Origin of the sequence: Pelobium manganitolerans, from assembly GCF_003609575.1 — a bacterium.
In the GTDB taxonomy this organism is placed as follows: domain Bacteria; phylum Bacteroidota; class Bacteroidia; order Sphingobacteriales; family Sphingobacteriaceae; genus Pseudopedobacter; species Pseudopedobacter manganitolerans.
In genome coordinates, this window is record NZ_MBTA01000004.1 from 84,915 (window position 1) to 111,273 (window position 26,359).

Annotated in this window: 24 protein-coding genes; 18 read left to right on the forward strand and 6 right to left on the reverse strand. The window is 41.1% G+C overall.

The window, feature by feature from the left end; all coding sequences use genetic code 11:
* The 3 genes from BCY91_RS04395 to BCY91_RS04405 form a co-directional block, all read right to left on the reverse strand.
* A complete protein-coding gene (locus BCY91_RS04395; RefSeq protein WP_120180805.1) occupies positions 1-816 on the reverse strand; it encodes a purine-nucleoside phosphorylase in 816 nt (271 codons plus the stop codon).
* Positions 800-1,852, reverse strand: coding sequence for a tetraacyldisaccharide 4'-kinase (gene lpxK, locus BCY91_RS04400; protein WP_120180806.1), 1,053 nt, complete (start codon positions 1,850-1,852; stop codon positions 800-802). The genes BCY91_RS04395 and lpxK overlap by 17 nt, the downstream gene beginning before the upstream one ends.
* Before the next feature lie 104 nt (positions 1,853-1,956).
* On the reverse strand, positions 1,957-2,952 hold the full coding sequence (locus BCY91_RS04405; RefSeq protein ID WP_120180807.1) for an aspartate-semialdehyde dehydrogenase: 996 nt from the start codon (positions 2,950-2,952) through the stop codon (positions 1,957-1,959).
* 64 nt (positions 2,953-3,016) lie between these two features.
* Between BCY91_RS04405 and BCY91_RS04410 the strand changes: the two genes are divergently transcribed.
* Positions 3,017-5,629 (forward strand): lamin tail domain-containing protein, encoded by a 2,613-nt coding sequence (locus BCY91_RS04410; RefSeq protein ID WP_120180808.1) that lies wholly within the window; start codon positions 3,017-3,019, stop codon positions 5,627-5,629.
* A gap of 205 nt (positions 5,630-5,834) precedes the next feature.
* Here BCY91_RS04410 and BCY91_RS04415 read toward each other — a convergent pair whose 3' ends face one another.
* Positions 5,835-6,230 carry a DUF2147 domain-containing protein gene (locus BCY91_RS04415; RefSeq protein WP_120180809.1) on the reverse strand — a complete coding sequence of 132 codons (396 nt, stop codon included), beginning with the start codon at positions 6,228-6,230 and terminating at the stop codon, positions 5,835-5,837.
* A gap of 236 nt (positions 6,231-6,466) precedes the next feature.
* The gene (gene pruA / locus BCY91_RS04420; protein WP_120180810.1) at positions 6,467-8,101 is read right to left on the reverse strand and encodes an L-glutamate gamma-semialdehyde dehydrogenase; all 1,635 of its coding nucleotides are present in this window, start codon (positions 8,099-8,101) and stop codon (positions 6,467-6,469) included.
* A 128-nt stretch (positions 8,102-8,229) separates the two neighbouring features.
* Here pruA and BCY91_RS04425 point away from each other — a divergent pair, with 128 nt between their 5' ends.
* Entirely contained in the window at positions 8,230-9,009 is a 780-nt protein-coding gene (locus BCY91_RS04425; protein ID WP_120180811.1) for a S1/P1 nuclease, read from the forward strand.
* Between the two features lie 172 nt (positions 9,010-9,181).
* Here the strand turns inward: BCY91_RS04425 and BCY91_RS04430 are convergent, their stop codons facing one another.
* Positions 9,182-11,134, reverse strand: a complete 1,953-nt coding sequence (locus BCY91_RS04430; RefSeq protein ID WP_120180812.1) for a heavy metal translocating P-type ATPase — start codon at positions 11,132-11,134, stop codon at positions 9,182-9,184.
* Between the two features lie 185 nt (positions 11,135-11,319).
* Here BCY91_RS04430 and BCY91_RS04435 point away from each other — a divergent pair, with 185 nt between their 5' ends.
* The 16 genes from BCY91_RS04435 to BCY91_RS04510 all read left to right on the forward strand — a co-directional run bounded on the left by BCY91_RS04435 (position 11,320) and on the right by BCY91_RS04510 (position 26,248).
* The gene (locus BCY91_RS04435) at positions 11,320-11,745 is read left to right on the forward strand and encodes a MarR family winged helix-turn-helix transcriptional regulator (RefSeq protein ID WP_120180813.1); all 426 of its coding nucleotides are present in this window, start codon (positions 11,320-11,322) and stop codon (positions 11,743-11,745) included.
* A gap of 8 nt (positions 11,746-11,753) precedes the next feature.
* Complete coding sequence (locus tag BCY91_RS04440) at positions 11,754-12,758, forward strand: NAD(P)/FAD-dependent oxidoreductase (protein WP_120180898.1); 1,005 nt, start codon at positions 11,754-11,756, stop codon at positions 12,756-12,758.
* A 2-nt stretch (positions 12,759-12,760) separates the two neighbouring features.
* Positions 12,761-13,081 carry a 2Fe-2S iron-sulfur cluster-binding protein gene (locus BCY91_RS04445; protein WP_120180814.1) on the forward strand — a complete coding sequence of 107 codons (321 nt, stop codon included), beginning with the start codon at positions 12,761-12,763 and terminating at the stop codon, positions 13,079-13,081.
* A gap of 107 nt (positions 13,082-13,188) precedes the next feature.
* On the forward strand, positions 13,189-14,490 hold the full coding sequence (locus BCY91_RS04450) for an NAD(P)/FAD-dependent oxidoreductase (protein ID WP_120180815.1): 1,302 nt from the start codon (positions 13,189-13,191) through the stop codon (positions 14,488-14,490).
* A 647-nt stretch (positions 14,491-15,137) separates the two neighbouring features.
* Entirely contained in the window at positions 15,138-16,658 is a 1,521-nt protein-coding gene (locus tag BCY91_RS04455; protein WP_120180816.1) for a hypothetical protein, read from the forward strand.
* 12 nt (positions 16,659-16,670) lie between these two features.
* Positions 16,671-17,870 carry a tetratricopeptide repeat protein gene (locus BCY91_RS04460; protein ID WP_120180817.1) on the forward strand — a complete coding sequence of 400 codons (1,200 nt, stop codon included), beginning with the start codon at positions 16,671-16,673 and terminating at the stop codon, positions 17,868-17,870.
* A 7-nt stretch (positions 17,871-17,877) separates the two neighbouring features.
* Positions 17,878-18,531, forward strand: a complete 654-nt coding sequence (locus BCY91_RS04465; protein WP_120180818.1) for a hypothetical protein — start codon at positions 17,878-17,880, stop codon at positions 18,529-18,531.
* A gap of 1 nt (position 18,532) precedes the next feature.
* Positions 18,533-19,459, forward strand: a complete 927-nt coding sequence (locus BCY91_RS04470) for a hypothetical protein (RefSeq protein ID WP_120180819.1) — start codon at positions 18,533-18,535, stop codon at positions 19,457-19,459.
* 11 nt (positions 19,460-19,470) lie between these two features.
* Positions 19,471-20,373: a hypothetical protein gene (locus BCY91_RS04475; RefSeq protein WP_120180820.1), complete on the forward strand. Its 903-nt coding sequence runs from the start codon at positions 19,471-19,473 to the stop codon at positions 20,371-20,373.
* Between the two features lie 20 nt (positions 20,374-20,393).
* Positions 20,394-20,843: a hypothetical protein gene (locus tag BCY91_RS04480; protein WP_120180821.1), complete on the forward strand. Its 450-nt coding sequence runs from the start codon at positions 20,394-20,396 to the stop codon at positions 20,841-20,843.
* Positions 20,744-21,364: a hypothetical protein gene (locus BCY91_RS04485; RefSeq protein WP_147387908.1), complete on the forward strand. Its 621-nt coding sequence runs from the start codon at positions 20,744-20,746 to the stop codon at positions 21,362-21,364. The genes BCY91_RS04480 and BCY91_RS04485 overlap by 100 nt, the downstream gene beginning before the upstream one ends.
* A gap of 24 nt (positions 21,365-21,388) precedes the next feature.
* Complete coding sequence (locus BCY91_RS04490; protein ID WP_120180823.1) at positions 21,389-23,212, forward strand: hypothetical protein; 1,824 nt, start codon at positions 21,389-21,391, stop codon at positions 23,210-23,212.
* A 25-nt stretch (positions 23,213-23,237) separates the two neighbouring features.
* Positions 23,238-24,152 (forward strand): WG repeat-containing protein, encoded by a 915-nt coding sequence (locus BCY91_RS04495; RefSeq protein WP_120180824.1) that lies wholly within the window; start codon positions 23,238-23,240, stop codon positions 24,150-24,152.
* Positions 24,149-24,637, forward strand: coding sequence for a WG repeat-containing protein (locus BCY91_RS04500; RefSeq protein WP_120180825.1), 489 nt, complete (start codon positions 24,149-24,151; stop codon positions 24,635-24,637). The genes BCY91_RS04495 and BCY91_RS04500 overlap by 4 nt, the downstream gene beginning before the upstream one ends.
* 20 nt (positions 24,638-24,657) lie before the next feature.
* Complete coding sequence (locus BCY91_RS04505; protein ID WP_120180826.1) at positions 24,658-25,176, forward strand: hypothetical protein; 519 nt, start codon at positions 24,658-24,660, stop codon at positions 25,174-25,176.
* Positions 25,177-25,228: 52 nt separating this feature from the next.
* Complete coding sequence (locus tag BCY91_RS04510) at positions 25,229-26,248, forward strand: hypothetical protein (RefSeq protein ID WP_120180827.1); 1,020 nt, start codon at positions 25,229-25,231, stop codon at positions 26,246-26,248.
* The last annotated feature ends 111 nt before the right edge of the window (positions 26,249-26,359 follow it).

The following is a 26,359-nucleotide window of genomic DNA, read 5'->3' on the forward strand; positions in this document are numbered from 1 at the left end:
CTATAAATGTAAAATCAGCTCTTTTAAAATATTGGTTAACTTGGGTTCTGCCTCGCTTGCCACTTTGATGATTTCCTCTACAGAAACAGGTTGTAAAGTTTCTGGAAAGCCCTCATCTGTTAAAACCGAGATGGCAAAAACCGGCAAGCCCATGTGGTTGGCCACAATTACCTCCGGCACGGTACTCATACCTACTGCATCGCCGCCAATAATACGCAAGTACCTATACTCGGCACGCGTTTCTAAATTTGGTCCCGTAACCGATACATAAACGCCCGTATGGCAGGTTGTATTTTGTTTTTTGGCAATGGCACAGGCTTTTTCTATTAAATTTACATTATAGGGCCTGCTCATATCCGGAAAGCGTGGACCTAATTCGTCGTAATTAGTGCCAATTAGCGGATTATCCGGCTGTAAATTGATATGGTCTTCAATAATCATTAAGTCGCCTTTACGGTACGATGGATTTAGCGCGCCACTGGCATTGGAAACAAAAAGCTGACTGATGCCCAACATTTTTAAAACCCTCACCGGAAAAGTAATCTGTTTCATGTTGTAGCCTTCGTAATAGTGCAGGCGGCCTTGCATGGCCACTACTTTTTTACCAGCTAGCTCTCCAAAAATCAATTTACCCGAGTGGAACTCTAATGTGGAGATTGGAAAATTTGGAATGTTGGCATACATCAATTGATGTTTAACTTCTATTTCGGAAACTAGGCCTCCTAACCCTGTACCTAAAATAATTCCTATTTCTGGTTCAAAATCGCCTATGCGATGTTTGATGTAACTTATTGCTTCGCTAATTAATTTCAGCATATTCCTTAATCAAATGGTTAAACGCTTCGCCCTCGTTAAACAAAAAAACAACTTCAATTGGCCATTGGTAAACAGGTAAAGCCCTTAGTTCGGCAAATTTATCTGTTTTAAGCCGCACAGCATCTTTTTCTGTGGTAATAATTATTTTCTTGTCAGAAGCTATCGCATCAAAAGCTTCTACAAGTTTACGTATATTTTTATCGCTAAACTGATGATGATCTGCATAGCGGTGGTGGGCAATGTTTGGCGTGTACGATAATAGGTTTTGATATAATGGCTCTGGCTTTGCAATACCGGTTAAAAGCAATACATGCCAATCATCTGTAATGAGTTCTTTTGGAAGTTTCTCGGCGGTAAACACGTTATTTAAACTGCTAGCATAGGCAAGCGCAGAAAAAAAGAGTTTTTGATGCGGGTAAGGCGCTAAGATATTTTTAATAGATTGCCTTTCTTCTGCACTTAAATTTTGGGGGCATTTGCTTGCAATTAAAACCTGGGCCCTTTTACGCCCCGAGAAAGTTTCTCTATAATTTCCGGCAGGCAATAAAAATCTCGGTTTGTTTATCTGATGATAATTAAATAGCAGCAAGCTTAGCCCGGGTTTTACCGCGCGATGCTGATAGGCATCATCCATCAAAATTAAGTTGTGCGTTTGTCGAATTTTTTTTATCCCTGCAACGCGGTTTTCGCAAACAGCTACACCAATGTTTTTAAACTTCTGTGCCATTTGTAAAGGTTCGTCGCCCGTGTTTGAGGCATCATCATTGGGTTTTACCCATAAAAAACCCTTGGTTTTTCGGCCGTAACCCCGGCTTAGCGTTGCCAGTTTATGGTCGTTTTTTAAAAGTTTAATCAGGTACTCCACCATCGGAGTTTTGCCAGAACCGCCCACTTCTAAATTCCCGACAGAGATAATGGGCAAGTTGAAGCTGTAGCTTTTAAACCAGCCCCAATCGTAGAACTTATTGCGGATAAAAACGATAAGACCGTAAACGAGGGAAAAGGGGAGGAGCAGTTGGCGTAGGACTTGAAGCATAATAATCTTCGAAGTTACAAAAAAGTAGACGAAGGAATTTGGGTTTGGTAACCAACAAAAAAGCCCTCCATTTTACTGAAGGGCTCAATTACTATTTTAAGAAACTATCCTATCAAATTCTTGTCTAACAAATATTCGGCAATTTGTACCGCATTTGTAGCGGCTCCTTTTCTCAAATTATCTGCTACGCACCACATATTCAAAGTGTTTGCTTGCGATTCATCTCTGCGGATACGGCCTACAAAAACCTCGTCTTTTTCATGTGCATCTTTTGGCATCGGATATTGTGCGTTTGTAGGGTCATCAACCACTATTACACCTTTTGTAGCCTCTAATAATTCGCGAACTTTGGCCAAATCAAAATCTTTCTCAAACTCGATGTTTAAGGCCTCAGAGTGCCCGCCCATTACCGGGATACGCACTGTAGTTGCAGTAACTGCAATGCTATCATCACCCATGATTTTTTTGGTTTCCAAAATCATTTTCATTTCCTCTTTGGTGTATCCGTTATCTTGGAAAACATCAATCTGAGGGATAACATTCAAATCAATAGGGTAAGCGTAAGCCATTGGCCCGTCGGTAATGCCTTTACGTTCATTCATTAACTGCTCTACAGCTTTTACGCCTGTGCCAGTAACAGATTGATACGTAGAAACCACTACTCTTTTTATTTTATAGGCTTCATGCAATGGCTTTAAGGCCACTACCATTTGTACGGTAGAGCAGTTTGGGTTCGCAATTATTTTATCTTCTGCGGTTAATACATCGGCATTAACTTCTGGCACTACCAATTTTTTGGTTGGGTCCATGCGCCAGGCAGATGAATTATCAATAACGGTAGTGCCTACTTCTGCAAATTTCGGAGCTTGTTCTGTTGAGGTGCTGCCGCCGGCAGAAAATAAAGCTACATCAGGACGCATTGCAATGGCCTCTTCTACAGTTACAACCTTGTACTTTTTTCCCTTGAAATCAATTTCTTTGCCCTTGCTTTTTGCTGAGGCAACAGGAATTAACTCGGTAACTGGGAAATTGCGCTCTGCTAAAACTTTTAACATCACCGTGCCTACTAGCCCGGTTGCGCCTACAACTGCAACTTTCATGGTTGTGAACTGATTTTTAAGTAATTAATAATTAATATATTGTGTTTGTATTAATGCCGCAAATATGGGAAAGTTTTTACTGTTTTTTAACCTATTTATAGTAAATATTGCTTTATGTCAAGTGAATGACAACTTCAGCGACGGTGATTTTACGCAGAATCCGGCTTGGCAGGCTGATGCGACTACCAACTTTGCAGTAAATAATGGGCAATTGCAATCCAACAGCACTACCGCAAACAGCAGTTTTTATATCTCAACCGAGAACAGTTTAGCAAGCGCCTGCTCTTGGGAGTTTGATGTGAATTTGAAGTTTGCAACCTCGGGCAATAACTACGTGGATGTTTACCTTATTAGCAACAATGCTAACCTTAAAAGCACAAATCTCAACGGTTATTTTGTGCGTATAGGCGATACATCAGACGAGGTTTCGCTATACAAGCGCTCAGGTACAACGTCTTCATCCCTGAAATTGATTGATGGCCGAGACGGTTCTGTTTATAGCTCATCAAATAACAACTTTAAATTTCGGATAAGCAGAGGCGCAGATGGCCTTTTTACGTTGGAAAGAGACAGCACCGGGACCGGCAATAACTTTGTAGCAGAAGGAACGGTTTTAGACAACACATTTGCCAGTACTGTAGCTTTCGGTTTTTATGTGCAGCAGTCCACAGCTTCTTTTTTCCAGAAACATTTTTTTGATAACATACTTATTAAAACGGTAGTTCCGGATACCACCCCGCCCTCGCTCGCCAAAACAAGTGTTGCTTCGGATGGCAAACAGCTTACGCTCGATTTTGACGAAGCGCTTGATGCCCTTACAGCAAAAAATACCGGTAATTACCTGGTTATGCCGGGTAGCATTGTACCAACGGATGCAACTGTTAATGGCAGTGCTGTTGTTTTATCGCTCGGCAATCAGTTGGGCACTGGAACCTACACCCTCAATTTTTCGGGTATAAAAGACTTAAAAGGAAATGTTGCATCGGCACAAACAGCAAGCTTTACCTACAAACGCCCTTATTTGCCTAAGTATAACGACATTGTTATCAATGAAATTTTTCCAGATCCATCGCCACAAATAGATTTACCTACCAGCGAGTTTGTAGAACTTTGGAACCGGAGCAATGAAGATATTTCGCTGAAAGGCTTTAAATATAAAGACGCCGCAAGCACTTATACTTTTGCAGATGATAGCATTAAGGCTGGCGAATATGTGATACTTTGCGCAATGGCCGATGTTTCAAACTATTTGCCTTTCGGCCGAGTGATAGGGTTGGGCACCTGGCCATCTTTAAATAACGGTTCTGATAGCCTAAAGCTGTTAAGCCCTAGCGGTGACTTGATAAGCGCAGTAAATCATCAAAATACTTGGTACAAAGATGAAAATAAGAGGTCCGGCGGTTGGACATTAGAGCTGATTGATCCTGAATCATTTTGCAAGCCGTCGCAAAATTATACAGCAAGTGTAGATGCTAGCGGAGGCACGCCCGGGCGCGTAAATTCAACTTATTTAAGCAATAAAACGCTTGAGCCTTTGCAGTTGGTAAGTGTAGCACTACAAGATAGCGTCACGTTAATTCTTACATTTAACAGGGGTTTAGATAGTTTGCAGGCATCGCTCCCAAGCCACTACAATTTGAATAACGGAATTGGTGAACCCGCTGTTGTTACGCCGATAGCACCAAATTTTAATTTAGTAGAACTAAGCTATGCTGAACCTTTGGGCACTAATAAAACATATAGCTTAACCGTGAACAACCTTAACGATTGCGGAACTGCTGTTTTGGCTGAAGCTAAAAAAGAATTTATCGTTCCGGGAAAAATAGAAATCGGCGATGTGTTAATCAGTGAAATACTATTTAATCCGAAAGCCGGTGGAGTTGATTTTGTGGAGATTTATAATGCTTCGGATAAAATTCTGGATTTTAAAGATTTACGTATTGCTACTTTGGCCAACAACAAAGATTCTTTGGTCAGCATCAAAGCTGTAAGTAGTGCCAGTTTGTTTTTTGAGCCTAAAACTTACTGGGTGCTTAGCGCAAATCCAGATTCTGTGAAGGCACAGTATTTTACGGCACACCCCAATCGTTTTGTAAAATTGGCTAGTTTGCCAGCTTTTGCTGATGATAAAGGTGTGGTAGTTTTGCTAAACAGAGAAGGCAAGTTAGAGCAGTTTGCCTACAATAAAAACATGCACTTTGCTTTGTTGAAAGATGTGGAAGGTGTTTCTTTAGAGCGTGTCAGTTTTATAAAACCTACCGATGCTGCGGGAAATTTCCGCTCGGCAACGGCTGCATCCAGCTATGCTACGCCCGCTGACGAAAATTCGCAGCGCACACCTGGTTTCGCCTTATCCAATGAAGCCGTTTTTTTGCCTTCAAAGAGTTTTTCTCCGGATAATGACGGTTTTGAAGATTTACTGACTATCCATTACAAATTTGCGGAAGCCGGAAAAGTAGCGAACGTGAGTATTTATGATGACCAAGGGAAACAGGTTAAAAAATTGGTGAGCAACCAAACTTTAAATGCCGATGGGCAGTGGGTTTGGGACGGATTTACCGAAAACAACAGATTGGCAAAAACCGGCATCTATGTTTTTTATATCGAAATTTTTGAACTAAATGGGAGGGTAGAGAAATTCAAGAAAACAGCTGTGCTGGCTTCAAAGCTAAATTAAAACGGGAACGCGTTTTAAGGTCGCATTCCCGTTTTATAAACAAACTTTAAAAAGCCTGGTAATAAGCGTACAAATTCTCTAACTATTTTCATGAGGCGTATAATTTACCGCGCAAAGGTATAGTTTTCATTTTTATTTTAAACGATATTTTTTATAATATTTTTTGTTTCGAGAAAATAAAAGCGTGTTTACGAAAACATCTCCCCTATTTGACCCTCAGCCACGTTTTTGACTTCCCGAAAAAAGCAATAGTAGCGGTAGATTTTATTTCGTTTGGGCCTAGCATCTCAATTTTTCCTTTCAAACTCAAATCTTTCGTAGGTATTTCTACGGTGCCACGCCACTCGTCGTCATCGTAAATAAAGTTTTTCATAATCACCATCCCCGGTTCTAGGCGGTTTTCTTTTGTGCTTAAGTTTTCTTTTATCTTACCAAAATATTCGCTTTTGATTTTATAAATGTAGATGGTTTTGTTGCCATCTTTTTCTTTCCATGTGCCTAAAATAGCATCGGCCTTTGGTTCTTGTAAAGCCGTCATCAAAATAAATAACGGCAATGCAACTGCAATTAAGCCCATTTTTAAAATGCTTTGCTGTTTCATTTTTAGTATTTTTTAGTGATGAAATTGCGCCATGTTTATGTTAAATAAACTGGTGGCTATTCATCTTTTTTATAAGTAGGTGTGCGGTTATCAAATTTAAATTGACGTTACCCGCGATAATGTTTTCCTGTAAATTACAGTCTGTTTTCAAAAATGATGCAAAAGTTGTAAATCAACACGTATTTAACGCGTTTTTATGGAAAACGTGTGCAATAAATAGCAGCAAGGAATTAGCCTTAATTGCTGTCTAAGAAAGGGTAGCGGTAATCTGTAGGCGGGTCAAAAGTTTCTTTAACCGTACGGGGCGAAACCCACCTTAGCAGATTTACCATTGCGCCGGCCTTATCATTAGTGCCCGATTTGCGCGCGCCGCCAAAAGGCTGTTGGCCAACCACCGCGCCGGTACATTTATCATTGATGTAAAAATTGCCTGCTGCGTTTTTTAGTTTTTCTGACGCTTGCGCGATAGCAAGGCGATCTTGCGCGAAAACAGAACCAGTTAGGGCATAAATTGAGGTATGGTCTATAACCGTAAGCATGTCTTCAAAATCCTCATCGTCATAAACATAAATGCTTAAAACCGGACCAAAAATTTCTTCGCACATGGTTTTGTAATATGGGTCTTGTGTTAAAATAACGGTAGGCTCTACAAAATAGCCGATGCTTTTGTCGCAATTGCCACCGTAAATAATTTCTGCTTCATCATCATTGGCAACTTCACTTAAATAGCTCGCAACTTTGTCAAAAGATTTTTCATCAATAACGGCATTTATGAAGTTGCTAAAATCTGTCGGCGGTCCCATTTTTATAGTGGAAAGGTCGTTCAGTAGCTTGTTTTTAATGGCTGCCCAAAGCGATGCCGGAATGTAAGCCCTGGAAGCCGCCGAACATTTTTGGCCTTGGTACTCAAAAGCGCCGCGCAGTAAAGCTGTGCTTGCGGCTTGCCAATCGGCAGATGGATGCAGCAATATAAAATCTTTTCCGCCTGTTTCGCCAACAATGCGCGGGTAACTTTTATACAAATGGATGTGGTTTCCAATTGTTTTCCAGATTTCTTGGAACACATTTGTTGAGCCTGTAAAATGGATGCCTGCAAAGTCGGGATGTTTAAAAACAACATCGCCCACTTGGGGACCATCCGCATAAATCAGATTGATGACACCCGGAGGCAAGCCAGCTTCCAACAAAACCTGCATAATTAAATCTGCAGCAAAAATTTGTGTATCGGCCGGTTTCCATACAACTACGTTGCCCATCATCGCGCAAGCACAAGGCAAATTGCCGGCTATGGCAGTGAAATTAAAAGGCGTAAGCGCAAAAACGAAACCTTCCAGGGGACGTTGCTCTGTACGGTTCCAAACGCCACCGGCAGATATTGGAGGTTGCTGGGCATAAATTTCGGCCATGTAGTGCACGTTAAATCGCAAAAAATCTATCAGCTCGCAAGCCGAATCAATTTCTGCCTGATAAGCATTTTTAGACTGGCCCAGCATGGTACGCGCATTTAACCGATAGCGGTACTTGGTAGAAATAAGTTCCGCTGCTTTTAAAAATACGGACGCACGGTGTTCCCAAGGCATTTCTTCCCATGTTTTCTTTGCGTCCAAGGCGGCTTTTATAGCTAAGGTAGCATGAGTGCCGTCTCCATAATTGCAATAAGCCAAAACCTGCTGGTGCCGGTGCGGTGCCACGATAGGCTTTTTAACATCTGTGCTTAACCTTTGTGCGCCAATGTACATGGGTATTTCGGTAGTTACGTTCTGTTCGTCGGCCAAAGCATTCTCTAAATAAACACGTTCGGCAGAACCCGGAGTGTAATTGAGTGTTATTTCGTTAGAAGGTTGGGGAACTTTGAAAAATCCTTTGAGCATGGTTCGGTGTTTGTTTAAATTTACGCCTTTCTGCCGAGGGTATAGACTCTTTTATGTCAGATTATTGATACAGATTGCCCGCGGCGCCTCGGCTTTAGCTTATCTTTGCCATCCAAAAATAGGCTGTTATGAAACGTGCATTTCTTGCGCCAATATTAGTGTTGGCTTCTTTATTTTTGATTTCTTGGGGAGTGGTGGCCCACCGTTCCATTGCCAAAATTGCCGAAAACCATTTGAGCGCCAAAGCAAAAACAGCTGTGTATAAAATTTTGAACGGCGAAGAAATACCGATGGTAAGTACTTTTGGTGATGAGGTGCGTTCTTATGGAAAATATAAAAACACAAGCAATTGGCATTACATCAATTTGCCCGAAGGATTAAGCTACCCACAATTTGTAGCGAAATTGAAGTCCGATTCTGGTGCTAATATCTACAATGCGTTGTTGGATATGATTGCCATTTTAAAAGATAAAAAAGCGGGGAAAGAGGATAGGTTGTTTGCTTTGAAAATGTTAATCCATTTAGTAGGAGATTTGCACCAGCCCATGCACGTAAGCCGCGCAGAAGACCAAGGCGGCAACAAAATTAAATTACGGTTTAATAACCGCCAAACCAATTTACACGCCATTTGGGATAGCGATTTGGTGTATTACAGCGGCTGGACTTTTACCGAAATGGCAACCGCTTTGGATAAAGTGAGCGAAGCTAAGATCAAGGCTTGGCAAAGCGATGAGATTACAAAATGGCTGTACGAATCGTACCAGATTAGCGCAGTGTTGTATAAAGAAGTTGAAGGTAAAGCCAGCTTAAATTATCGTTATTATCCCGATCATGCGAGGATTTATAAAGAGCGCATCCAAAAAGCCGGAATCCGTTTGGCGGGTTTACTGAATGATATTTATAAGTAGGGCAAGGATTAAGGAGCAAGGAATAAGAGTAAAGAATAAAGAGCAAGGATAAAAGACTGTCTTGTGCCTAAACCTTAGGCCTCTCACTTTACACCTTTGGCTGAGAGCAAAGAATAAAGAGCAAAGATTAAAGACCCACGAACCTCACATCTTAAACCTCTCACCTTACACCTTATTCTATCTTCTTTTTCTGGATACGCACCGCGTTTAAAATAGCCAAGAGCGCAACACCAACATCGGCAATTACGGCTTCCCATAAAGTGGCAACGCCGCCGGCACCCAAGGCCAACACCAAAATTTTTACGCCCGCAGCTAAAGCAATGTTTTGCCAAACCACACTTTTTGTGATTTTGCCAATTTTTATCGCATTAACAATTTGGTACGGGTTGTCGTTTTGGATAACAATATCGGCTGTTTCAATGGCAGCGTCGCTCCCTAATCCGCCCATAGCTAAACCTACATTTGCTAAAGTAATTACCGGGGCATCGTTTAAGCCATCGCCCATGAAAGCTACTTTTTTGCCCGTTTTTTTTGCCAGTTCAACTTGCTCAATTTTATCTTGCGGCAATAAATCGGCATAAAAAGTAGCTATGCCCAGTTCGCTAGCTATGTGTTTTGCTGTGGCCTGCCTATCGCCGGTTAACATCGTGGTTGGTATATTTAGCTTTTGTAGCGCTTTTATAGTTTTTACCGATTGCGGTTTTATGGCATCCGAAATTAACAACTGCCCAATAAATATCCCATCAACAGCCACCGCCACTATACTTCCGCTCTGCTCAACAAAGTGATCTTCAAAAGCAACCTTATACTTATCCAGAAGCTTAAAATTGCCCACCAAAACTTCTTTGCCATTTACCAAAGCTTTTAAACCGTGCCCCGCTATTTCTTCTAGCTGTTCCACCTTTACACCTTCTAGGTTAGCCGTGTTTTTTTGTAAGATAGCTTTTGCGATGGGGTGGGATGAGTATTGCTCTAAACCTGCTGCGTAGCCCAACAACTCCTCTTCGCTTAGGCCGATGGGCTTTATTTCTTGCACCTCAAACACGCCTTCGGTTAAAGTGCCTGTTTTGTCCATCATCACGGTATCCACTTCGGTAATTGCATCAATAAAATTTGCGCCTTTAAATAAAATCCCGTGTTTTGATGCTAAACCAATCCCTCCAAAATAACCTAAAGGAATAGACACTACCAAAGCACAAGGGCAACTGATGACCAAGAACACCAACGCACGGTAAAGCCAGTCTTTAAAAACATAATCGTTTATAAATAAATAAGGCAAAACCAGTAAAGCCAGCGCTAACGCAAAAACGATAGGCGTATAAATTTTGGCAAATTTGCTGATGAACAGCTGCGTTTTAGATTTCCTCGAATTAGCCTCCTGCACTAAATTTAAAATTTGGCTCAATTTGCTGTCTTTAAATAAAGCAGTGGTTTTAATTTCTACGGCGCCGCTGGTGCTGATCATGCCGGCCAGTACTTCATCGCCTTTGCGCTTGCTTCGCGGCACGCTCTCGCCGGTGAGGGCAGCAGTGTCAAAACTGGCTTTGTCAGTTTGTAAAACACCGTCTAAAGCAATTTTTTCGCCTGTTTTTACGCTAATGATACTGTTTATAGCCACCTCAGCAGCGTGTACCTGCACTTGTTTGCCGTCTTTAACTAAGGTTACGGTAGCCGGTCGGCTGTCTAACAAATTTTTGATACTTCTTTTGGCGTCGCTAACGGCAGATTCCTGAAACCACTCGCCCAAACTGTAAAATACCATAACGGCCACGCCCTCGCTAAAAGAACCTATGGCAAAAGCGCCAATTGTAGCAACGCTCATCAAAACAAATTCATTAAAAAAATCCAGATGCAGGGCTTTTTTGACAGCCAGTTTTAAAACATCGTAACCAGCTAAAAGATAAGCACAGAGGTAAATGGCTAGGCTTAAGTAAACATTTGGCGTTATGGAAAAACCATGTTCTAGCACTAACATCAACGCTAAAACGCAAAGGGCAGTCAATAAAGCCCAATGTGAGGAAACGCCGTGCTCGTGCTCAGCATGTACATCATGATGCTGATGGTTTATAGTTGCAGCTTGGTTTTCGCTTTGGCAACAATGTTGGTGGTGTAAAGAATCTGCCATTTGAGTGTTTGTTCAAAAATCGTTCTTATTTATGAAATTGTCGTTAAAAATGAAGCTGCTGCTCCGCAATTTGATCCCTGGCTTTTGATAAAAATCATCCGAAAGTCTTTATTGTGATTTGTTACTATAAATTTTTACAACAATTATTAATACACGTATATTTGTTGCAACAATAATTGTTTTTTATGCAGGCTTTTAGTACTTATTCTTTTTTGTTAGACAGGACCAACAAGCGGGTAAAGCAATATGCACAACAGCGCTTTAAAGCAGAAGATTTTGATATCACGGTGGACCAATGGTTGGTGCTAAAAAGCTTAAACGAGCATAACGACCAAAACCAAAGTCAGCTGGCAGAGCTGACAGGAAAAGACCACCCCACTTTAACACGGATTTTGGATTTGATGTGCAAAAAGGATTTGGTGGAACGCAAGCCCTCGCCGGATGATCGGCGCAGTTTTATCATCCATTTAACAGATTTGGGAAAGCAAAAGCAAAGAGAATGGGCACCCAAGGTGGATGCTATCAGGAAAAAAGCTTGGGAAAAGCTAAGCGAAAAAGATTACGAAGATTTAAAAAGAATTTTAAATACCATTTACGAGTCATTGTCATGAACAATAACATTATACATACCGATTTATGCATTATTGGAGCAGGGCCAGTGGGTTTATTTGCGGTTTTTGAAGCGGGATTGTTAAAAATGCGTTGCCATTTGGTTGATGTTTTGCCACAGGTTGGCGGCCAGTTGTCAGAAATTTATCCGCATAAGCCTATCTATGATATCCCCGGTTACCCCGAGATTAAAGCGCAAGAGCTGATTGATAATTTAATGGAGCAGATAAAACCCTTTGACCCCGGTTTTACGCTTGGCGAAAGGGTAGAGGCATTGGAGAAAAAGCCAGAAGGAGGTTTTAGCGTAAACACCGCCGACGGCACCCAGATCCATTGCAAAGCCGTGGTGATTGCCGGTGGTTTAGGCTGTTTTGAACCACGCAAGCCCGAGGTAGAGAATTTGGCCCAATTTGAAGGTCGAGGGGTGAGCTATTGGGTAAAAGATCCGGAAACTTATCGCGATAAAAAAGTGGTGCTGGCGGGCGGCGGCGATTCGGCTTTAGATTGGACTATTTTTTTGGCAAATGTGGCGGACGAAGTTACTTTGGTGCACCGTGGCGATACTTTTAGAGGGGCGCCAGACAGTGCCGAAAAGGTGTTTAAGCTGGCAGAAATGGGAAAAATAAACCTGATTTTATCATCTCATTTAACCAAAGTCGAGGGCAAGCAATGGTTGCAGCAGGTACAACTGCTAAACAAAGCCAAAGAACAAATCGTGCTGGATGCCGAATATTTGATTCCGCTTTTTGGCCTAAGCCCAAAATTAGGACCGATAGCAGATTGGGGTTTAAATATTGATAAATCTGCCATAAGCGTAGATACCGAAGCTTTTGGCACAAACGTGGACGGAATTTATGCCATTGGCGATATCAACACCTACCCCGGAAAGCTAAAGCTTATTTTAAGCGGATTTCATGAGGCGGCTTTAATGGCACAAAGCGCATTTAAACATGTTTTTCCGGATCAAAAACTAACGTTTAAATATACCACCGTTTACGGTGTAAACAGTTTTTAGCGATGATTAATTTTTCTGTAATAGACCGCGACGGAACCCGAAAGGAAGTAGAAGTCCCGGAAGATATCAATTTGAATTTAATGGAGGTGCTTAAAGCATCTGAATACAATATTTTGGCAACCTGTGGCGGTATGGCACTTTGTGCAACCTGCCGCGTAGAGGTAGAGTCGGGTTTAGAGCAATTACAACCCGCTGGCGACCAAGAACTGGACATGTTAGATATGTTGCCCGATGCAGCAACGGAAAGTAGGTTGGCATGTCAATTGAGAGTTAACCAACAGTTGGAAGGAATTGTAATCCGTATCAGTGGCGATTTAGCTTAGGATGCCTGTTTGCCAGCTGTTCTACAAAAAAAATCTACTTATTTACTGCGCTTTAACTTGTATCGGGTTATTGTAGATAAGGCGCGTTCATCGAAAAATTGAAAGAAATGAATAACAATCAAACAGCAGCATTTCCACGGATTATTATCATTGGTGGCGGTTTTGGGGGTATCCAGCTGGCCAAAAAACTCAATAAACAAGAAGTTGAGGTGTTGATGGTGGACAGGCATAATTACCACACTTTTCAGCCTTTACTTTACCAAGTGGCTACCGGCGGTCTGGAGCCCGATTCAATTGCTTTTCCGTTGCGGAAGGTCTTTAGGAGCCAAAAAAACTTAAACTTTAGGGTTGCCGATGTACTGAGGATAGAGCCAGAAGAGAATAAAATTATTACAGATATTGGCGATTATAGTTATGATTACTTGGTGATAGCCACCGGATCTGAAACCAACTTTTTTGGGCAAAAAGAAATAGAACACTTTGCCATGCCCATGAAAACGGTTCCCGAAGCTTTAAATTTACGCTCCCTCATTTTGCAAAACTTAGAAGAAGCGTTGATTGAGGAAGATGCCGAACGTAAAAAAGCGTTAATGACATTTGTGGTAGTCGGTGGCGGGCCAACTGGTGTAGAAACTGCCGGTGCTTTGGCAGAGTTGCGAAATCATGTATTGATTAGCGATTATCCCGAACTGGATATAAAAAGCCTTCGCATATTTTTGATCGAAGGTGGAAGCCGTGTGCTTGAGCCGTTTTCTGAGGAAGCATCAGCGAAAGCGAAACAATTTTTAGAAGATATGGGCGTGGTGGTTTATGATAAAACGAGAGTAAACTTTTACGACGGCCAAAAAATCACTTACAATGATACCGAAACCATTGATACCAAAGGCGTAATCTGGAGTGCCGGGGTTAAAGGCGCAATTATCCCTGGGATGGATAAAGCTGAAATTGTGCGCGGCGGACGAATTAAAACCAACACCTACAACCGGATTGTGGGTTACGATAATATTTTCGCCATAGGCGATTTGGCTTATATGGAAACCAAAGATTATCCGCACGGGCATCCCGGTGTGGCGCAAGTTGCAATACAGCAGGGAAAGCAACTCGGAGAAAATCTGCTCCGCATCATTAATAACGAGAAGGCAAAAGATTTCGATTATTACGATAAAGGCTCAATGGCAACCGTGGGGCGCAATAAAGCTGTGGTAGATTTGAAGTACTGGAAATTTCAGGGTTTTTTCGCTTGGCTAACTTGGATGTTTGTTCACCTGCTGTTTCTGGTGGGTTTCAGAAACAAAGCCGTTACTTTAATGAATTGGATTATAAACTACTTTAGTTATGATAGAGGAACGCGAGTAATCATCCGGAAATTTAACCGCGAACTGATGAAAGAAGAAGCTATTGCGAAGTAGAGTTTTTGTGAGTAAAGATGAAGGAGTAAAGGACAAAAACTGATAAAACCTTGTGAAATAAAAAAGCCTTCCGATGATGAGTCGGAAGGTTTTTTTTTGTGCTTTTTTAAGTTTTCGAAATGGGGCAGATGCCCTATTTAATTAAAATTGGCTAATCGGTAAAATTGTGATGTAAGTTTTAAGACGTACAATTAGCTAGTAATCATGATAATGCGTTTCTTTAAAAACGATACAAAAGCGTATTGATTGATAACCTCAAATTAGAAAAACATGAAAAAGTTTTACAGCATTATTAATGTAGCTCCAGGTTTATTTCGGAGCCTTCAACCCGAATGCTATTGTGTTGCACATCTCCATTATTGTGGGCGCTATACTCATGTTTTTTGTAGTTAAGCGGTATCCATACCTATTTACGCCCGAAAATAGATGGGGCTCGGCACTTATTATTTCGCCCTTTTTATTACTTAAAATGGGGATGCAGCACCTAACCGCTACTAATGAAAGATTGAAAAAAATTAGTTAAACAGATTGGAAAGCGACTGTAACAATGCGCCATATGGCGTCAAACGAAAATATGACAGCTGTTAGGCAAATGCAGCATCTAATCATATAAAAATGAACAATAACCAAGATCAATATCAAAAATTATGAAAAATAAATTCTACAATCAATTAGCAACACTGATTTTTGCAGGGAGTGTGCTTGCCGTGCAGTCTTGCAAAAAGCTTGGCAATAATGATGAGCAACCCTGCGGCAGCGCAGAAATGAAACTCCCCGAAATACCGAAAGGAACGCTGTTTACCGCGCCAATAGATCCTAATATTACCAAGCCTGTCATCGAAGATACCATTAAGCTTTACCCGGGCGAAACATCCAGTGCAAACTATAAAGGTGTTGGCGCAGGTGGGCTGGAGCGTGACTTAAACGCTATGGAAGTTCAGTGGACTTTTGAGCACGATAATATTTTGATTAATCCGGAAACTGGAAAATATTACCAAAAAAACGAAGTAGCAAAAATGCCTTCTTTCCAGTACATCTTCTCGAAGGGTTTTACGACTAATCTGTCCGACGACCAGATCCAAAAAGGAGATATCATCACCTCATTTCAGGGTGTTATCAAAAACAAATGCGGCGAAACAAATCCGATCACTGCGCATGTGAAAATATTAAATAGCGGAAATGTAATGCAACCACTAAAAGAACTGTCTTCTATCGCCCGAACCGGACACATACAGGCGTATCATAACAATAAACTTTATCTGCTATTTGGTACAGGTGGGAAAAACAATTATTCATACGATATCAAAGCTAGAAAGCTAACATTGCTACCTGCGATAGATTTTGATAAATATGGGTTTAATGCAGACGAGAAAAAAGCAATTGAGAGGTCATTATATGGTGCTCAGGGACATGGGCCATTTACAACCTATGCTCAACAAGGCGCAAAAATTTATTTTTCGATACCACTTTCGGATCATAACATTTCCCAGGGAGTGGTTTTATGGGAATACGATTTGGAAACTTTACAACTTACTAAATTACCGAGCGTGGACCGCAAAATTTATAACGGTATGGGACCTGCTAACCCAGCCGTTAGGGGCTCTGCTTCTGTAGCGAAGATGACACTTTGGGATAATAAAATTTATTATTTCCCCTTATACAAGGACTTAGGGGAAGCTTATATAGGCGTATTTGACTTAAATACCAAGCAATGGAGCGATGAGATACGGGTGCCGACAGATGATTTAGTTCATGCGATAGTTTATGTAGGAAATCCGAATTTTGAAGCTCGTAGCTATTTCCAGCTGTTTTATGCGCTTGACAATCAATTAAAGTTGGTTTTTGAAGGAAACAGAGAGGTAACTTATGATTTGGACACAAAAGCATTAACGGTTAAAAATTCGGATTATAAACATGTTGATATTGAAAAGTATCCGAAGAGTGGATTTGTGTATAATGGAGATTACTACTTCTTAGCCAATGAGAAGCTTGGCGGTGTAGTGCAGGATAATGCCTTTGTGTTATATAAGAAAAACAAGAATGGCAGCGTAGAAATTGCCAATTTCTTTGGCGGTGGCAATAGAAATAGAGGAAGACGGTTTACACCGGTAGGCAATACCGTGTTTGTTGTAGGCCAAGACGCTGTGCGATATTGGCTCGATAAATAAAAGCAATTCGACATGAAAAAATCAATCCTACTTATCATCACATTCTTTACCGTTTTTGCTGTTTCGGCACAAGGTACGGACAGCCTTACGGTCTTGGCAAACAAAGGCGTGGTAACGGCACAGTTCAAGCTGGCGATGCGTTATTTGGAGCAGGACGATTTCAAGCAGGCGGTACATTGGATGGAACGCTCCGCTAAAAACGGACATGCCGAAGCTCAAAACAATATGGGCGTATATTACGAAAACGGTATGGTGGACGGACAGCATAACTACGATAAGGCTTTTCAACTCTATACCGCTTCTGCCGAACAAGGCTTTGTGGTAGCCATTTATAACCTCGGCTTGTGCTATTTCAACGGCAGGGGCACTCCCGCAGACCGTAGCAAAGGCGTATCGCTACTGAAAAAATCTGCTGATATGGACTACCCACCGGCTCAATATTATACAGGCGTAGCCTATATGAACGGTTTTGGCGTGGAGAAAAATATGCAGGCGGCACTCGCTTATCTTGAAAAATCTGCTGAGAACAACAATGTAATGGCAACCAACCAAATGGGCGTATTGTACGAGTTTGGCAACGGAGTACCGCAAGACGGACAAAAGGCATTCAGCTATTACCAAAAAGCGGCGAATGATTATTACCTCGCCGCCTACAACCTTGCCCAATGCTATTTTAACGGAACAGGCGTATTGCAGGATTATGCCCTTGCTCTGCAATGGTTCGAGCGGGCGGCAACAGCAGAATACCTGCCAGCCCTGTACAATATCGGGGTATTCTATGATAGAGGTTACGGCATAACGCAGGATTTCCAAAAGGCAAGGGAATACTATCAGCTGGCAGCTGACAAAGGCTACGACCTTGCCCAATTTAACATCGCAAGCATTTACGAAGCAGGACAAGGTGTGGAGCAGGATTTTGACAAAGCCCGCAAATATTTTGAAATGGCTTCGGAACAGGGATTTGTAAGAGCGGATTACAGTATCGGGAATATGTACATCGAGGGTCGGGGCGTAACGAAAGACTATGCCAAAGCCATAGCACATTACACCAGAGCCGCCAACGGCGGACACGCAAGTGCACAGTTTAATCTCGGGCTAATATACAAAACAGGCATAGGCGTAGCCCCCGATTTGGAAAAAGCAAAATACTGGCTGAAGCTCGCTGCCGACCAGGGCGATGAAGAAGCTAAACAGGAACTGAATAATTTATAACAACCCGATGAAAGCGTTTTTTGCCACTATCGAACGACAGGTACAGCACTACCGCCAATGGGATTTTCTCCTGTTTGCGGTATTGACTTTACTATCCGTATTGAACGGACAGACTACCGTTTTTTATCTCATCTACTTCTTTTGGTGGAATGAGCTTATCCGTTTGGTGGTGGACAGGCTGTGCTACAAGCGAAACCCCAATGCGTTGTATGAAGACGGACACGCTACCGATTTTGGAGGCAGTTTGTTTCTGATGGGGATTTATTGGGTGTTTATCGTCGTGTTTTTTGGATTTATTGCGGCTACGGACACGGAGGGAACGGACATTATCATTGCGAATATGGCGGTATTGGTTTTTCACAATTGGTTTTTCAACCTCAACCTGATATTCGTATTGCTCGAACGTATCTATTTGCACAAAACCCGGCAACCGCTACAAATTTACTTCGGTGCTTTCAATCCCAATACCATTGTACTGCACATCTCTATCATCGTTGGCGGTGTCATGATGTTCTTTGTCGTCAAAAAATATCCGAACATTTTCACGCCCGAAAACCGCTGGGGTTCGGCACTTATCGCTTTGCCCTTTCTGTTGCTGAAAATGGGAATGCAGTACCTGACGGCATCCGATAATAAGATTGGCAAACGAAATGCTCCATAAAATGAAGACAACAATCAAACATACCACTCTATCGCTTTTCCTTGCCCTCGGCTTCACAGCATCGGCACAGGAAAGCACCCTGCCCGAAGAATTTGAGTTGCCGAAAAATACGGTTAAAGCGGTCATCAGCTACGCTGATTTTGAAATTCCGAAACAGCACTTTGCCATACGTCCGCATCATCAAACATACACCTTTCAGAATAACAGGCTCATCAATTACCAACAAAGCGACAGCACCAAAGATTGGAAAGCAGACATCAATTATCACTACGAGAACGGACAACTAAAAAGCAAAGAAACAGTAGAAAGCTCGAAAGCGGGAATGGAGTACAAAACCTACAAATACCGCACCGAAATCAAGGACTATAAAACAACCTATTTCAAAATCTACCACACAGGCGAGTTAGATAAAACCATTGCATTTTACAACGAAGCGGGCGAACTGCGGGGCAAATCAATTTACAATGTTCACGGAAAGCGTACCCAACAGATAGAGTATAACGGCAAGGAAGGATACCGTATCAGAAAATACCACAACGATGAACTGATGTCTGAAATCACGCACTTCAACCACGACGGTAAACTGACGAAAACCGTAACTAACGTGATGCCCGGCGGAGCAGACGAAGTCAAGGTAATGACCCTTTACTACTACAACCCCAAAGGCGACCTCAGACAGATAGTGGATTTTGTAACCGAAACAAAGAACTCTGCCCAAAAATTGACGAAGACCACTTATGTAGATTATCTGTACGATGGCGATATATGGGTAGCGAAAATAGAATATGGCACTGCCACCAAAAATCCCGGAAAAATAGTAGCCACTATACGAACCATTGAAACACCCGAAAAAACATACCACGCACCAAGCGAAGAACAGCTAAAAACATTTTGCCAAGAAACGTATCAAAAATATTTAAAGTTATAAAAGAACTAAAAATGAAAATAGCAAAAAACATACTGACTATATTGGGTTGCGTAGTTGCCAACTTTGCATTTGCCCAAAACTACATTCCGTACTATCCTGCCGATTGGGAATTTAAAAACAATGCAGATTTAGTAGACTTTTCGCAGGTAAAAAGCGTAACCACGAAATATCTGACCATTGACGAAAACGAGGAGTATCCCGTTTATGAAACCTATCTTTCGTGGAACAATACCTATCAACTAACTGACTACCAGTTCGTCAATTACAACAACAGTTATGCCGACTTTGACGTACAGATAAATTACGCAAACCCCAACGGTAATGCTTTGAAATCGGTAAAAATTGTAAACCCCAATACCTTAAAACCAATAGAAGAATGGCAATATACCAACGGCTCATTTAATGTGGAGAAGATAAGCGTAAAACGCTATTTGCTGAATGTAACCGAACCTGATGTATTTGAGGTAAAATACGAAGGCAACGATGACGATTTTGTACAGGAAACTGTTTATACTCCACAAAACAAGATTAACAGCCAAACCAAATATTGGGAATATCGCAAAGATGACGGTAGTTACCAATTGGTCAAAAAACTATATCTCGATAATTTTCTTGACCAAACCGACAGCTTAATCTTCAACTCCGACAGAAAAAAAATAGCACATTATATCATCAACTTGAGTATAGCCACCAAAACCGACTATACATACAAACACCGAAAAGTTGAAATAGCCGGTGATGAACACGATTATCAACAATTGGAACGCATCATAAAAGACGGAAAAGACACCGAACGCTACGAATATGAATACGACGCCAAAGGCAATTGGATAGTACGAAAAACCTACAAAATGAAAAACGGAAAATGGGAATATACCGATATAACAAGGCGTGAAATAGAATACAAGAACTAACTCTTTAAAACAGCAATAAAATGAAATATACCATAGCATTTTTACTGATGATAACGAGCCTTACCGCTTGTGCCCAACCACAAGCAGAGCCTTCACACCTGGTTCCGCCCAAAACTTATTGGCAGTCCTTTGGATTTCAGAAACAGCCCAAGCAAGTCGGTATCGGCTATTACAAGAGCGACAGCCTCGGCTACGAACCTGCAATGCTCGAAGTGTACAACTTCAACGAAGACGGATTTATTACCCAAAAATACATCCGCATTTTTGGCGAATACGGCAGTGAAACCGTGAACAATTACGTGTACAGCAATGGCGTATTGGACAGCATCAACACATTGGCATCTGCCAAAACTTTAACAGCCAACAAAAAATGCATTACGGCAACAGCAGACAGCTCACACACATTACCGCCAGCGGAAAATTTGCCGACTACACCGACACCTATACCTACGATGACAACGGAATGGTAGCCACCATAGAGCGCAAATGGAAAAGCGGAGGCAGTAAGAAAACCTTTTTCAAGCACAACGGCAATTACGTCCGTGAAAAGGAAACCGCACCCGACGGCAAGATTACCGAAAGCTATACCGTGTATGACGAAGACGAACTGTTTGCCTCGTTTGCTTTGGGTGGACGACCTGTGGTAACTTTTCACGACAGCTACCACCGCATAGAATTTGAAGCCGAAGTGAACACACACGCTCTCAACTACGTTTTGGAACAACGAAAATTAAAGCAGAGCAACCCCGAAGCATTCAACAAGCTGATGACCGAATTGCAAGGCAAGCCCACATCAAGGGTGGTGTTTGACATACCCGCAATGGCGACCAACGAACAGGGCGACTGGACAAAACGCCTACAAATAGACCGCCGTTTCAGCAAAGGCGAAAGACGCTTGGTGTTTAAAAAACTCGTGTATGCAGACGGTACGGAAAGCGGAAGCACCGACTACGATTTGATTTTTGAACGAAAAACAGAACGGATAAAATAATGAACAACCCAAAATCTTAATACAATGAAACACGAAGTATCCACACACAGCATTGGCAACACAAAAGTGCGTAAAGCCACCATTACACTGTTGTTTGTAGTATTTACAGTGATGAATGGTTTTGCCCAGCAGTTCATAGATATTGTAAACGCACCATTGAACCCGATTGGTTATATCGAAAACAAAAACCAACTAAATGTAAAAGGCGATATTGCATTTTACAACAATGGAAATGAAGGCTTTATCTATTTTGATAAAAATGGACAACGTGTATTCAATCTGTTATACACGCTTTATACAAATAAAGAAAAAGCCCGTGTAAATAGAGGAACGTACTTAGAATTGGACAATCAGAAAAAAGTAGTGTACAAAGAGAATTTCTATTTTGATAGCAAAACATTTTATACCTATAATCCCAATGGTACTATTTCCAAAATAGAAGTTCAAGGCAAGTATCCGTCTGTTACCACTTATGAATATGACAACAAAAAAAGAAAGGTTAAGGAAATTGACCAAAAAGAAGCAAAAACAACGGTTACAACTTATACTTACCAAACCACAGGAAACCGTATCGTTATCTCTGCTTCTGAAACGGTTAAGGAAAATAACCAAAGTAAAAGCCGGACGTTTGAATACGCTTATGAAAACGGTCTTTTGATGAAGTTTACAGAAAATGGAGTTGAAGATAATCATACTTACACGTATGACACAAAGGGAAATTGGGTAACAAATTCTTTTCGTTTTGGGAATGTTAACAGGGAGTTTTATTATCACAGTGAACTCGGGCAATGGGATAAATGGAGATGGATATACAAAAAAACAAACACTACCTATTCGCCTTATTTGATGATTAGCAACAGGCAAATCAGAATGTTAACTATCGGATTTAATGACCTCAACAATTTTACCGACATATTGATTTATGAGCCACTCACTGCTACTACGCTGGTGGCAGAAAATGCAGTAACCACTACCGGTTTATCACAAGGTGTCGGCGGTAGAAAAATTAGGACGCTGAAAGCAAAAAACTTAATGTACACCAGTGTGAAAGGGAATATCAAGTTCTTCGTGGAGGGCGATAATAAGAGCGGTAATCTTAAACAGGTTTTCATAGGAAAAACTTATGTGATTTACGATGCAAGCAGTTCGCAGACCTATTGGTGTCGGGATTTTGAGAAAGGTAAAAAATTCAATGTTTTTGAAGATTTGGGAAAAGATGCTTTGTTGTGGTTTAAAAACGAAAAAAATGACGTTTATTTTTGGCAAAAGGGAAATTATGTTAGTACATCTGGTTATACACTGGGAGAAACTTTAAACGATGGTTCTAAACTTCTTTACAAAAACCAAAAACCGGCTTTAGTTTTAGAAAATTTTACAACTTCAGCACAGAATACATTTTACAAAGCTGTTCCGTATTCCGGTCAGGCAATTCCTAAAAACACGACTTCCAACACATCACAAACCACCACCACAACAACAGGCTCAAATACCAACACTGCCGACCTTTACAGCGGTCTGTCTGCCGAAGCAAAAGCTTTTATGGAAACCTATAAGACCAACCCGAACGGATTGAAAAACTATGTACAAAACCTGCACAAAAGTTGGGAAGAAAAAGGCTCTTCTACATCAGATATTAATGCGAAGTATATCGATATGTACCAAGAACTTTATGCCAAAGACAAAGCATCCGCATTTGAATTATTGATGGAATTACCCTTTAAATGGAAAGAGCCACACCTGAAAACCATCACTACCTTCCTTACCGGCGAGCAAAAAGCTTACAACCGCCAAAAAGCACAGGAAGTTCTAAAGAAATACAGTAACTCATACGACCTTAAAACAAATTAACGCAGTCCATTAAAAAAGAAAAGCAATGAAAACAATCATAAAAACAACAGCCATCGCTATATGTACGTTTATAGCCACAGCCGTACAGGCACAGCAATTAGTGGTATTTAAAGAAAATGGCAAAGCAGGATTTAAAGACCAAAGCGGAAAAGTCATCATAGCTCCCAAATATGATGATTACAGAACTAAAGACGCTTCCCGAACCAAAGATGATGAAGTGTACCGGGTTGCCATTAACGAGAAATGGGGACTAATAGACGGCAAAACAGGCAAAGAGCTTACATCGCTGAAATACGAAAAAATAAACGCTTTTTCTGACGGATTGGCTGGTGTGCTTCTCGATTTGAAATGGGGATTTATAGATAAAAACGGTAAAGAAGTCTTTCCTTTAAAATACGATGAGCCATCTGCTGACGGTGTGTATGGTCTGGGATATGATTTTTATGACGGAATAGCCGTAGTTTCCATTGGCTATAAATACGGTGTCATAGATAAAACCGGGAAAGAGATTGTTCCTTTTAAGTATCATTCTATCGGAGAATTTAGCGAAGGAATGGCAAGCATTCGCCTTGCGGATAAATTTGGCTTTGTGAATAAAAATGGGAAAGAAATTGTTCCTGCAAAATACGATGATGTACAACGCTTTGAAGACGGATTTGCAAAAGTATCGTTAGCAGGCAAATGGGGTACAATAGACAAAACAGGCAAAGAAATCATTGCGGTAAAATATGACGACATTCACGATTTTAATAGAGGGCTGGCGTGTGTAGGCATTGGAGATAACTGGGGCTATGTAGATACTACCGGAAAAGAAGTTATTCCATTAAAATTCGAGGAAACCTTTTGGGCAGACGAAAACACAATCCACGCAAGAAAAGCTGATGGTACAGTGGTAAAATTTGATAAAAAAGGAAATGAATTAAAAAAAGAAAACAGATGAAAACAATAGTAAAAACAACAGCCATCGCTATATGTACGTTTATAGCCACAGCCGTACAGGCACAGGAATTAGTAAAATTTAAAGAAAACGAAAAATGGGGATTTAAAGACCAAAACGGAAAAGTTATCATAGAGCCCAAATATAGCGGTGCCGAAGAATTTTCAGAAGGGTTGGCTTCCGTATCACTCGATGATATATGGGGATTTATAGATGAAACAGGCAAAGTTGTTATCCCCTTTAAATACAACTCGGGCTACGGAACAGGTCAGAAGTTTTCACAGGGTTTGGCTTCGGTTAGCCTGAATGGTAAATGGGGCTATATAGACAAAGCCGGAAACACGGTAATTCCTTTTGATTATAATGAAGCTTGGGATTTTAAAAACGAAAAGAATTATGACGGAACGCCAAAAATATATGCACACGTAAGAAAAGGTTCAGACGAATTTTGCATTGATAAAACCGGAAAACGCATTAGATGCTGGTAAATCAATAAAATTCAAACAAAATGAAAAGCCTGATATTTCTCTTTTTAATTGCATTCTGCACTTCGGCATTTGCCCAAAGTAAGATTGCCACCACACCCACTACGGAGCTATACGGCTATTACCAAAAAGGCGAAAATGTAGAAGAAGCCGTTTTTATGGCAGAAGAATACGAAGCCCTGATGGCAAGGCAGGGATTTACTTTTTTACGAACCGATACGGTTTCAAAGAGCGATTACAAATTGCATTGGACTAAAAAATATGAGGGCAGTGTGATGCAAGCCCGCATTCATTATCAGTTTTTAATTCCCTACTTCAAAATCACGATAGAAGACATAAGGGTTACTTTTTCCAATGGCGAAGTGCTGAACATTACCAGCCATTTGCAAAACGAAATGGTACGCAAACAGTTCAATTCATTGTACGAAATGCTTGTGCAAACCCTTGTACGGCTCATAGACCCAGCCAAAACAGTTACCAAAGAGCAATTTCGGGAAGCATTGAACAACCTCGACAAAATGCCCGAAATAAAAAATGATTAGCCACAACTTGTCCCGATTTTGGCGGGATAGAAGCATAAAGAACATTCGTCCGATGAAAGAAAAGCTACCGCTCAATGAGCAGGACATTAGCAAGATTAGAAACCACTTAATCCCCATATTGGTTTTTCCGTTTCTGGCGGTAGGAATGTTTTATGGCTTCTATTCCCTTTTTTGGAGCGACAGCCAATTCCTGCAAGACAAAACCGGGCAATATATGCTGGTAGGCTTTAGCGTGTTTTTCTTTGGCATCATCGCTTATATGATTTCGACCACTGTGATAGATTTAAGGCGGGGTTTTAAGTACAGAATTACAGGAACAATAACCGACAAAAAATTAGACGTTCGCACATCTACCACTCATTCGTCCAACGGAAAAACAGGCAGTAGCAGTAGCCATAGCAGTACCTCACGACATTATTATGTGTATATAGACGATGTTCAATATTCGATAGAGCAACAATATTACGGAAAAGTAAAAGTGGGCAATGATGTTATTTTGGAAAAAGCCCCCAAATCAAACATAACCCTGTTATTGGAAGTAACCGATGCTAATGAAATATCTCTTGTACAATCCACAGAAACGGACAACGACAAGCAATTTTTAAACAGCATTCCGAAAAAAGTACCCTTTAAGCAAGAAGATTTCAAAGCCTTGAAAAGAGGTTTTATGGCGAAACAAAAAATACGAGTGATGTGGTTTTTGCCCACTGTGCTTATTGCCCTGTTGCTTGTATGGAACGGTATGCAGGCTTTTTTGGTTTTCCTGTTTCCGTTAGTGCTTATTCCCGCCTACCAGCTCTGGAAATTTACGCGGGAGCTTAGCCAATACAATAGCAATAAGCAGTATGCCTATAAAGAAGGCATTCCGGCCATTGTTGAAGACAAATCCAAATACGCTTATAACGGCAGGGCTTCCAACAATGTGAAAACCACCCAAGGATATTTGAAAGTGAATAATCAGCTGTACGAAAAATTAAATCCCGGCGATACGGTTACTTTATTTAAACCGGCAAAAGGCAAACAGGTTTTGAGTGTACTGACCGTTGACAAGGAGGAATTGTACCTGATGTAACAGCACAAAAAAACAGAACAGTAGTACGGAAAGCGGAAGCACCGACTACGATTTGCTGTTTGAACAAAAAGTAGAACGGACAAACTAATTAAACCACATACAAACATAGAA